Genomic DNA, 11,193 nt, shown 5'->3' with positions numbered 1-11,193 from the left:
GTGAACGCAAGCGTGTGCATCTGACCACGGACGGTGATCGCCTGTTCCACCTGACCAAGCAATATTTCGAGATCGAACAACAGATCGAGGAATACCTGTCGGAAACCAGTGCCGCGATTGAAGGTGAATTGCGCATCATTGCCGACAGTGCGCACCACGTTACGGCGATCCTCACCCAGTTCCGCAAGAAATACCCGAAGGTGACGATTTCCCTGAGGGTTGGCAACACGACGGACATCATATCGGAACTGCGTACCTACAATGCCGAAATCGGGGTTGTTGGCAGTGTCGACCCGGGGAAGGATCTGGAACAGTTGTCGCTGGGGTCCACTGAAATTCTGGCTTTCGCAGCTCGCGGCTTTCTGCCTGCGTCCAAGCGCACGCTCACCATCAGCGACCTGACGGAACAGCCGCTGATCTTCCGCGAAGAAGGGTCAAAGACCCGTGCCAAACTGGTTGAGGCCGCTGAGCAGCAAGGCATTGATTTAAGGCCCGCAATCGTTGCCGAAGGCCGCGAAGCCGTCCGCGAAATCGTCGCTTCCGGTGCCGGCATCGGCTTTGTGTCAAAGGCCGAATTCGGTCACGACGACCGGCTGGTTCAGATCCAGTTGAAAGATGCCCAACTCGACATGAGCGAAACCCTCGTCCACATGGCCCAAAGGCGCGAAGTCAAGATCATCCGCCTGTTCATGGACGTCGCGCGCAAGACGCTGGGATGAGGCGGGAAGTTGAAAGGAGAAATGGCGCACCCGAGAGGATTCGAACCTCTGGCCTCTGCCTTCGGAGGGGGGCTGTCATGGAGTTATTCCTTATTATTTTTCAATTTGTTAGATGATCTAGGCTGTAGCGCCTGTACACGACCTGTACGAAGGCCTTGCCGTATCTTGCTTTCGGCATTCTCTGAATGGCCGTAGGTTTCGAAGAGCAATTTGGTATCTTTCCAGCGGCCATATTTAGCGACCGCATGGGGGTCGATACCCTGCCTGTTCAGCATCTCGGTGGCAAAGCCATGGCGTCCAGCGGCGTGTGGCATGCGATGATCAATCTTAGCCGCGTCGCAAACGCGCTTCCATCGTTTGTAGACGCTGCTTCGCGATGCATATCCGAATAGCGTTAGCGGGCGTTCCTGGTTCGGGTTACCTGTTCGGCGTGGTCGACGCGGTTGAAGTTGCATGAGTTCTGCAGACAGTTCGTCAGAGATTCGCACAGGAGTTCGATCGACGCCTTTTGCGGGTGGAATGGAAACAATGCAGTTGCCGAGATCTAGGTCGTTCGGTGTGATTGCCAGGGCTTGACTAATCCGCGCAGCCGTCTCGAACATGAATTGGGCAAGCAGGCCGAAGCGGAGGTCGGTGTGCTGTCTGAATCGGAGGAGCCAGTCCCAGTCACCAGGCACTTTCTCCTGTCGGCTTGGCTTTCCCCTTTTTTGATCCTGCTTAAGACGCTCAGTCTCGGGGTAGCCCTTGATCGATATCGCTTCACATTTGCCAAGATCATGGGCGTGATTGATGACGGCGCGCACGGGGGTGACGATTTGCTTATGCCAGGTTTCGGTCGAGTTAAATGGGGAGATCGCCGGTCCGAGGTTGCGTACCATTGTGGGAGTGATGTCGCTGATTGGAAGGTTTTCTAGATACGGCATCACCTTCAGTAGATAACCCGCAAATTCCGGTGTTGGGTTATAAAGTTCAACGGCGTCAGAAAACAGAAACGGTCTTTCTTCTTCGGGGAGATCCGAGGCATAATAGGCTCTGATCTGTTGCTGCTTGAACCAGGCTAAGTACGTTTCTGCATCAGCCTTTCGAGTTTTTCCCGTGCTCTTACGGATGTACTTACAGTCTGGGATTTCGTCGATGCGGCCGCGGATGTGCCATACATCAGTGTCTTTTCGGTTGATGAGTTCGAGTGGCATTGTTCTGTCTGGTTTAAAATCTGTTCGATGTGATCTGGGTGCAGGAGCATTGGCCGGGTGCAGGAATAAAATGCACCCAATCTGCGAGCTCTTGCTGTGAGCTGGCGCGGAGAAATCCGGATGCCTTTTTCTGCGAATATGGACGCCCATTCTAAGGCGGTTTTGGCTTCGGTTAGGGCTTTTGGAAGGACGACAGGTGAGTTCAATAGAGGTCTTCCTTAGCGAGGGGACTGAGAGGTCTCGGAAGCAGAGAACGTTGATCTACTGAGCTCCTCCATTCGATGTCGGATACAGCGCACAATTTCGCTGTTCAATGATGAGGCGTTCTTCTGGGTTTCCAGTTCCAAAAACCGCTTGGCTTCAACAGGCAGGCGTACGAGAACTCTCGGCCAGTTTTGCTTGTTCATTTGTTAAACTCCTAATTAATAGCATTATGCTATCTGCAAGAGCACTATATGCTAAAAAGATCGCATTATGCTAGTATTTTCTGTATAGCACTTTGCGAGTATCAACAGGCCATGACACGCCAGACCAAAGCCAAAGATAAAGATCAATTCGTCGTTCGCCTGCCGGATGGTATGCGCGATCAAATCGCCGAGGCTGCAAAACTCAGCAATCGCTCCATGAACGCTGAAATCGTTGCGCGTTTAGAAGAAACGTTTTTGTCCAGCGTTTCAGCCAGATACAAATGGGCGCTTGAGCAGATAAATGGTGTGGGCCACACGAAAATATCTGTCTCGAAAGTGGCAGAAGCAGTTTCGGAAGAGACGGCGGAACAATTAGAACGAGTCTTTGGAGGGAGTTCCTATCCCTCCTTTGAACTTTCCGACCGTGTCGCCAAATACCTAAATGTCCGACCAGAGTGGCTCAAGCATGGCGAAGGGCACCCTTTTGAAGTGCATGATTTGTACTCTTACGGTGTGGAGTTAGCGGAAACGCTTGCGATGCAACGTCCGAATAAAATTGCATTTATCCGAAGCATGGCGAGAGAAGGCAACGTGGCGATTGTCACGGTGAATGATGATTTTGCGTGTCAAATCTTCAAAACAACATTGAATCTAAGCGAAGTTGTTGGCGGCTCAGGCGAATATGATCAAGCCAGCTTTTCAAACACGTGCAGAAAACTGAGTTGGGGCCATAGACAGATAGACTCTTCGGGGTATCTTTTGGAGCCGGAGCTATTCGTTCAGCTCATACACGGAGACCTGAATCCTCTTCTTGCGGTCAAGCAGGCCCGTTCGTCATCCTGGTTTTCTGATTGGTGGCAACCGCCCAGCTTTGAAAAGCAGGCAAATGACTATGGCTATTGGGCGGGTTATCAGGAATTTTGCAAAAGGGTATATCGCAATCTCGATCATATAGAGGTCTTGCGAGCTGAGCGTGACAAGATCTTGAGCGAGTAGCAGCAGATTTCTATCCTGCTATGAAGCAAGTCTTTTGAGCGAAATCCGCTTCGGTCACTTGACGGCGTTTCATTTCAACAAGAGATGTTTTCATCAATTTAATTAGTGATGGCTCTTAATTAACAAAATTGGTGTTCTTTTAATTAGCGAGCTCCGTTATTTAAATCGACGTACTTAATACCCTGGAGGCTTTGTTGTGCCCGAAACCAGCGAACTTGAAGGACGCTTAGGAAAGTTCGTCGAAACGTCGGTGGCCGGTGAACGCGTGCGTGCCTTTGTTCCCCCGCCACTGCCACCGGTGCCACCGATAGACCTCTCAAACTTGGTGACGCGCTTGAGCGCGGCAGAGCGAGCTTTGGGACGACTCGATGGGGTCTCCGTACTTCTGCCTAACAAAGAGCTCTTTTTGTATATGTACGTCCGCAAAGAAGCGGTTTTGTCCTCGCAGATAGAAGGCACACAATCGACGCTGTCCGATCTCTTGCGGTTTGAAACGGAAGCTATCGCCGGAGCACCGCTCGATGACATCAAAGAAGTCTCCAACTACGTAGATGCAATGATGTACGGCATTGAACGAATGACCACGTTGCCAATTTCTCTTCGCCTAATTCGGGAGATGCACGGCAGGCTGCTCGACAACGGTCGGGGTGCTACGCAAAACCCCGGTGAATTTCGGAGGTCGCAAAATTGGATCGGTGGGACTCGCCCAGGCAATGCGATGTTCGTCCCTCCACCTCCAGATGAGGTGATGGGCTGCCTCGGAGATTGGGAGCGTTTTTTGCATTCTGACACTCAGGAAATACCACCACTCATCAAGGCGGGTTTATTCCACGTGCAGTTCGAGACAATTCACCCCTTCCTGGATGGAAATGGCAGACTTGGTCGTCTGTTGATCACGCTGTTTCTCTGTGCCGAGGGCGTTCTGCGACAGCCGTTACTCTATCTTTCGCTTTATCTGAAGAGCCACCGTTCCGACTACTACCGACTATTGCAGGAAGTGCGTGAACGTGGTGCCTGGGAAGCATGGCTCGAATTCTTCCTCGATGGTGTGGCAGAAACCGCTAATCAGGCGTTTGAAACTGCCAACCGTATCGCTTCTCTCTTAGAGAAAGACCGCGAACGGATCGTTGCAGAAGCTGAACGCGCCGGGTCTGTTCTTCAGATCTATGATCTTATGCGCACACACCCGTTCTTGACGGCAACAAAAGCAGCCGAACAATGCGGCCTTACTATGCCGACGGTCAACGCCGCTCTTAGGCAATTGCAAAGGCTTGGTTTGGTTGAAGAAATCACAGGTCGGAAACGCGACCGCGTATTCGCCTATCAGGCATATTTAGATATTTTGAGCGAAGGCGCAGAGCAATGAAAAGGCGGTGAATTGTACGCCGATCGATTAGGCCTGAATAGATCTATCTCATTATGAGTATTTCGAAGCATTCATATAACGATCGAGCGCTCTGTCGCTCGCCAAGCAATAAGTACTTGCCATCGGCTGCACTCAAGTGTCACCTTTACCTTAGATAGGTGTTTTATCGAAAGTGTAACCAATGATAGAGTTAATCCATTTAGCTAACGAAGGAGCATATAGTGGCACCGGGACTAACTTGGAGGGCCTGAAAGCGCTAAACTTTATTTTTGGGCCGAACGGATCAGGCAAAACAACGATTTCTAGAATAATAGGTAACGCTGCCAGCTATTCGAATTGTTCGGTCACTTGGTTAGCGGGAAATCCTCTGGAAAGGCTCGTCTACAATAGAGATTTCGTAGAAAAACACTTCGACGCAGAAAGCAGCATCAAGGGCATTTACACGTTCGGTGAGAATGTTGAAATCGCCCAGAAAATTGAAGCGTTGAAGGCTGAGACTGCCACAATCAACAAAACTTTAAATGGTGAAGACGGCTCTACGGGCAAACAAAAGGAACGCGACGATCTAGAAAACCAGCTTGTCGAAGATGTCTGGAAGATAAAGCAAAATTTTGGAGATCTAAGTTCATCATTCCCGGGATTAAATAATAGTAAAAGGAGATTTTGTGCCCAATATCTGATCGAATGCCAAAGCAATAAGTCGGAATTGCGCGATATTGCAGACATTCGAAAAGATGCGAAGTCAGTATTTTCCGACACACTGAAAGAAGTGCCCCCCTGCCTGTACCTGACACTCCGAGCTTTGCAGCGCTTGAATCCTCTGCAATCTTGGCCAAAAAGATCATTGGCAAGGAAGACGTTGATATTGCGGGTCTTATCGAAAGTTTAGGCAACAGTGACTGGGTACAGCAGGGGCGCGAGTTCTTTGACAAACTCGAAGATCAATGCCCGTTTTGTCAGCAAAGAACAGACGCCTCATTCCGGAATAGTCTAGAAGATTACTTTGACGCAACCTATGTGAGCGATCTTGCAGCAGTGGATGATCTTCTTCAAGATTACAAAACAGCGGTCAGCACGCTGTTGGTTGCTTATGCAGCTCCAGACATCGTTGACTGCCCATTTCTAGATCGGGATCTTTTCGAAAAGGATCTAGTTACTCTCCGGCTTGCACTAGAAGCCAACGTCGAGGAAATCAATAGCAAGAAAAAGGAACCAAGCACGCCAGTCTCGCTGAAAGATACCAAACCACTATTGGATGCTGTTGAAGCGCATATTGCTACTGCCAACAGCAAGGTGGAAACCAATAATGACACGTTTCAGAACATTGGTGCGCGCAAAGAAACGCTGGCTTCTCAGGTTTGGAAACGCTTGCTCTACGACAGCAAATTGATGTTTGATAAGTATGAAAAAGACAGCGATGCAATTGATAAAGCGATTAACGCTTTGACGGATAAAATATCTGACTGCACAAAAGAACTGGAAGCAAAACAGAACGAGATTGATGAAAACGAACGTAAAATAACAAGCATCAAACCGACAATTGACGGGATAAACAAGCTTCTGAAATCATTTGGGTTCACAAATTTTAACCTTGTTGAAGGCAAGAAGGCGGGGTTCTACGAAGTCAAGCGCCTCGATGGTTCCGATGCAAAAAAAACTCTGAGTGAAGGCGAGAAGTCGTTTATCACTTTCCTGTATTTCCACCACTTGATTAGGGGATCATTCACCGCAAGCGGAGCAACAACGGACAGGATTGTTGTCTTTGACGATCCGGTATCTAGTTTGGATGCCGACATCCTCTTTATTGTATGCAATCTCATAAAGGGCGTAGTGAATGAAATGCGGGATGGAAATAGTTCCATCAAGCAGATCTTTGTTTTGACCCACAACATCTACTTTCATAAAGAGATCACTTTTAATAAAAAGCGCAGCGGTTCTACCCCTATGCGTGATGAAACATTCTGGATTATCAGAAAATCGGCATCTTGCTCTGAATTAATGCCATGCGAAGAAAATCCGATTAAGTCCAGCTATGAATTACTTTGGAAAGAAGTTCGCCAAGACCCGCCTTCGGACACTTCGATCCAGAACGTTATGCGGAGAATCATCGAACACTACTTCAAATTTTTTGGAGGGATCACGCCAGAAGATATTATAGAAAAATTTGAAGGGCACGACAAACTCGTGTGCGGATCACTTTTTTCTTGGGTGAATGACGGATCGCATTTTGCAAACGACGATCTCTATTTGAGCTGTGATCTTGGCCAAATCGAGCGGTACCTCAACGTGTTTCAAAGGATATTCGAGGAAACTGATCACGGTGGGCATTATAAAATGATGATGGGAGAGGACTACGTTGCCCTTCCAGTCGCTGCCGCTAATGGGCAAGATTCGAACGTTGTCAAAATGGCAGACGGTGTGGAACCTGTCGCTCCAGCTTTTGATGAAAACAACGATCAAACAAATCTTGTTAGTGCTGACTGACGCGAGTGGCGTTCAGGTGTGCTACCATTATAGTGCCGACACGTGGTCTATGTTCAGGCAAACAGTCAGGAGATGTGGTTGAACAGAATCTCCAGTCTATCCCTTCAAAGTTTTCTTATTGGCTACAATCTGTCTTCTTCTACCAATCGGATTTCTTCTTCGCTCAGGTTGTACAGGTTATAAATTTCCGTATCGAGCGCCTGTTCTTTAGATGTAATGTTTCTGTCAAATTCAGCCAATTCTCCTTGAAGCTTGACTATCTGGTCCCGCAACGCGGCATTGTCAGTTTCGCCTATTTTCAATAAAGCCTCGCAGAGCTTTTTGCCGTCTGTTTTGTAAGTAATGTTGAATGTTGCAATGAAATTGTCCCATTGAGCAGAGATAAACCTGCCATCGTTTTCATTTAACCAGATGCCCGATATGATCGGAGTGTGATCAATGTAAAATGCCAATTCGCCGTCCTCAAATTTGGTAGAAAGCGATGCAGTCGGGTTTAGGCGTCCAGTGATTTCCTCGTATTTTGCAGTGATCGCCTCAGTCAACTTGGACTTCGCCCAAGCTTTACGTGCCCGCGTACCCAAACTTTTTGGCGCAGTGTCACTGAGATCATCTAGCGCTGGAAGGTCAGGAAACAGCCAGTTAATCGGTCGTTTTTTGTGTTTGAGACTACCTGTTCGCTTAGCGATCCGATTTGCTAAGTCGTGTCGCTTGGATATTGTTTTTTGCAACATTTCAGCTTGTGTTGCCACACTCCTCTTCTGATCATCAGTGCAATTGGGGATTGGTAGTGGCGCGATGAATTGCTTGTTCGCTTCATAGAAATTGTTATCTTTTATCCGCGCAATTCTTTTGAAAACGAACCCACATGTCTTGGAGTTCAGAATCCCCTGCAAATAGTACAGATCGCTCGTTTCAGCGGGAACGATCCCATCCAATCTTCCACCGGTTAGGAAATACTTCCCTTCAACATCAATTGAACAACGTATCTCAGGCGCGGTACCTGCAATAAATAGTTTTGAAAATCCAACTTTATCCAAGCTTTGGCTTCGACTGAAACGGTACCATTCTGCCCCCTTTAAATCCCCTCCGTCACGAGTCTCGAGTATATCTTTGAAGCTATTTAGGTAATTCCAAGCGAGCGGGAAAAGTTTCTTGAATTTTTCCTCAGGTATCAATCGCTGTCTAGTAGAAAACTCATAAGGAAAAAGCAGAAATGTTCCAGATTCAACGGTGTAGTATCTCTTGGCGTCATCTCCGCTCAGAATAGGATGCATAAGTTCATCTTCGATATCGAACTCTTGCGCCCCGTTCTTTCCAGTGGTGGGAGCGTACTTGTTTGTTCCGATGCGCCTGAGCTTGTAGACGGGATCAGCTCCGGTTTTTACTCCTTGGAAGATATTCTTGGAAACGTGTTGATCGCCAAGCTTGTTGCAACTTGCATACATTTTATCCAGTAAGTTGCGCTCTTTGCCTGTAAGCAATAGCCATCGGTTTCCAAAGGCAATTTGCTCGTAAGGTAATTCGCAACTCTCGTCGGGCCACGGGTTTTCCGAAACTTCGCCATCACCAGCCATCGCGATTTTCAAAGTATCGTTGGCTCGCTTGGAAAAAAACTGAAGAGCGCAGTAGGTGATTGCTTCATCAAAAATTTGAAAAGCGCGAAAGTTGATCCAACCTTCCAAATTGCGCCCGCGCTCGATTAGACCCCGCAAACCTATGCCGTAGTCATTCATTTCCCAAAGGCTGGGGCAGATGTATCCCATTCGCCCGCGTTTGTTCAGTAATCGCAGACCTTGTTCAATGAACGGCAAATATAGGTCAAAGTTACCCGTCTGGGTGCTTTCGTATGCTGCGGAACCGTCCGCGCGGGTTTTCAAGCGTTCCGCCATGTCTGCATGTACTTTGCGGAAGTTCTGCAACTTCACATAAGGCGGGTTGCCGACTACTGCATCAAATCCGCCATCCGCAAAGACCTCTTTGAATGCCTTCCGCCAGTCAAATGCATTGATGCGTTCACGCTGATCGGCATCATAAAGGTCGATGTCCATACGACCCTCATAAAAGTCTGGCCCAATTAAGCTGTTACCTGTTTTAATTGTGCTCTCTAATGAAGACAGTGGCTTATCACCCCGAGCTGTATGCAACCAAAGGGCCAAGCGTGAGATTTCAACTGATGCTGGATTGATATCAACGCCGTAGATGTTTTCTTTTAGAATGTCGTTGATCAGCGAGGCATCATCACGCACGTTTTTCACGTCACGAATGCGACGCCGGGCTTTGGTGATGCCTTTTTTCGAGGACTGAGCTTTTTCAAGTTCAGCCCGTGCGGCTACTTCTTCCAAGCCTCGCAATGCGTGCCATTCAGTAACAAGGTAGCGCAGCGATGTGATCAGAAATGCTCCCGAGCCACAAGCTGGATCGAGAATTTTAATTTTACGTAGTTCCGAACGGTAAGACTCGATCGCGTCTTGCGTCGGATACTTGTTTTCTTCGCTAGGCCAACCTGCTTGCGCTTTAAGTTCATGAAATAGGGGAGAAATCGTATGATGTACGACTTTTTCTACGACCCACTCTGGCGTATAGAATACTCCGTCACGCTTGCGTTTACTTTCTTCGTTAATAGAAAGTAGACCGTCTGCTTTGGCCTCCAAGATTTCCAATTCGGTGATCGATTGCTCGAAAATGCGCCCTAGAGTGTAAAGACCGAGGCTCTTTGATGGATCGGTCTTGGCGCTGTCCCCTGGAATCGGTTCATGCCCATGATCGGTGTTTAGGCCTTCAGACGCATAGTTGTAGGCAGCAGAAAGATAGAGCAACGTCTCCTTGTGAGCATTAAGGCTCGCTTCATTCTCACCCTGACCGGGCACGCAAAAAACGCGGTTGGGAATTTCTAGCGCATTCAACTCAGGATCTTCGGCAAAGAGCCCACCGTTAAACTGATTGATTTTGTGTTGACGGAAGGGGGCACCTTCGTTCATCGATTTGAATAGGCTTTTCAACCTATCCCAAATCGTATGTTCCTCTGGATCGTAAAATTCGTCCCGACTGTCGTTGATCAAAAGATTGCGCAAAAGTTGTGGTGGATAATTCAGGGCACTGCCCATGTCCTCACAAAAGAAAATAAATATACAGCGATCCAAGATCTTCTGTGCCAGGCGAACAAGTCGGCCTTTTGTCCCCGAAAAATCTGGATTGCTTTCAACAAGAGCTTCGTAAAGTCTTTCGCGGAAGGCGCGGTAGTCTTTGTAGAAAGTATTCTCGAGTTCGCGCTGCTGAACCCATTGACGGGAAATTAGTTGTTCAAGCTTGGATTTGCCGCCTTGGGTGAGTAGGAAATCGCGGTGAAAAACTCGCGAAAATAGGAACAAGTCAAATCGAGATTTTTCAGTAGCGTCGAGAAGGCCTTTACCTTGAAACAGGTCTTTGGGCTTTATGACAAAAGAGAGATACTGCTCTGGCGCTCTGTCAAACCAATAGAGGCGAAACTCGTTCATGTCGGTGACAATTGCCCAAGTCGGGACGATGGCTTCAGTCAGATACATGCCGCGCCGCGCTTCAGCTAAATAATCGAGTGCTTGCTTAACTGGAGAGCGGTTGTTTCCTTTTCGGTTTTGGTATGCGTCAAGATTGGACTTAATATCTTTGAACTCAGCAAGAATTTGCGGTGTATCTGCATTGGTTTCTGATCCAAACAAACCAATGGCCAAATCTGCTTTACCCGTTCCGCCTTTCTGCCCCGCTCCTTTCACAGGATACTGGGGATAGAGATCGTAACCAGAACTGCCATCATTGCGGCCCGTATGTTTGTATTCCCAAATCTCTTCGAAAAATGTCGCAATGAACGCAGCTTCAGAGGAAGTTTCGCCGAGATCGGTGCGATCTGCCCAGTTTTGCAAGCGCAAACGCAAGGCTTTCTCCTGCTCGGAATTTTTGAAAACTTCGTAGTCGACTGCCCAAACTGACTTCAGAAAATTTTTGCTGATGTATGTGTTTCTTTTGAGCGACATCTTATTGCTTTTGAGAGAGAA

General features: G+C 48.0%; 5 protein-coding genes and 1 pseudogene. 4 read left to right on the top strand and 2 right to left on the bottom strand.

Translation table 11 applies throughout. The annotated features are described in order from the left end of the window. Positions 1-719: LysR family transcriptional regulator substrate-binding protein (locus tag K5905_RS16485; RefSeq protein ID WP_297585821.1), on the top strand; the 719-nt coding region annotated here is incomplete at its 5' end. Positions 720-802: 83 nt separating this feature from the next. Here the strand turns inward: K5905_RS16485 and K5905_RS16480 are convergent. Then, entirely contained in the window at positions 803-1,912 is a 1,110-nt protein-coding gene (locus K5905_RS16480) for a tyrosine-type recombinase/integrase (protein WP_297585819.1), read from the bottom strand. Between the two features lie 518 nt (positions 1,913-2,430). Here K5905_RS16480 and K5905_RS16475 point away from each other — a divergent pair. From K5905_RS16475 to K5905_RS16460, 3 genes and pseudogenes are all read left to right on the top strand, one after another. Then, the gene (locus K5905_RS16475) at positions 2,431-3,315 is read left to right on the top strand and encodes an Arc family DNA-binding protein (RefSeq protein ID WP_297585817.1); all 885 of its coding nucleotides are present in this window, start codon (positions 2,431-2,433) and stop codon (positions 3,313-3,315) included. Positions 3,316-3,511: 196 nt separating this feature from the next. Further along, the gene (locus K5905_RS16470; RefSeq protein WP_297585816.1) at positions 3,512-4,681 is read left to right on the top strand and encodes a Fic family protein; all 1,170 of its coding nucleotides are present in this window, start codon (positions 3,512-3,514) and stop codon (positions 4,679-4,681) included. A gap of 181 nt (positions 4,682-4,862) precedes the next feature. After that, positions 4,863-7,165: pseudogene (locus K5905_RS16460) on the top strand (AAA family ATPase). A 122-nt stretch (positions 7,166-7,287) separates the two neighbouring features. Here the strand turns inward: K5905_RS16460 and K5905_RS16455 are convergent. Then, positions 7,288-11,172, bottom strand: a complete 3,885-nt coding sequence (locus tag K5905_RS16455; protein ID WP_297585813.1) for a DNA methyltransferase — start codon at positions 11,170-11,172, stop codon at positions 7,288-7,290. Positions 11,173-11,193: the final 21 nt, after the last annotated feature.

Origin of the sequence: Roseibium sp., assembly GCF_025698965.1 — a bacterium.
Classification (GTDB): Bacteria; Pseudomonadota; Alphaproteobacteria; order Rhizobiales; family Stappiaceae; genus Roseibium.
The sequence above is the reverse complement of the archived record's forward strand: the minus strand, read 5'-3'. Positions and strand labels throughout refer to the sequence as shown.

Excerpts from the sequence above, each read along its gene's own strand:
- K5905_RS16455 (WP_297585813.1), bottom strand. The coding sequence starts at position 11,172 with ATGTCGCTCAAAAGAAACACATACATCAGCAAAAATTTTCTGAAGTCA.
- K5905_RS16475 (WP_297585817.1), top strand. The coding sequence starts at position 2,431 with ATGACACGCCAGACCAAAGCCAAAGATAAAGATCAATTCGTCGTTCGC.
- K5905_RS16480 (WP_297585819.1), bottom strand. The coding sequence starts at position 1,912 with ATGCCACTCGAACTCATCAACCGAAAAGACACTGATGTATGGCACATC.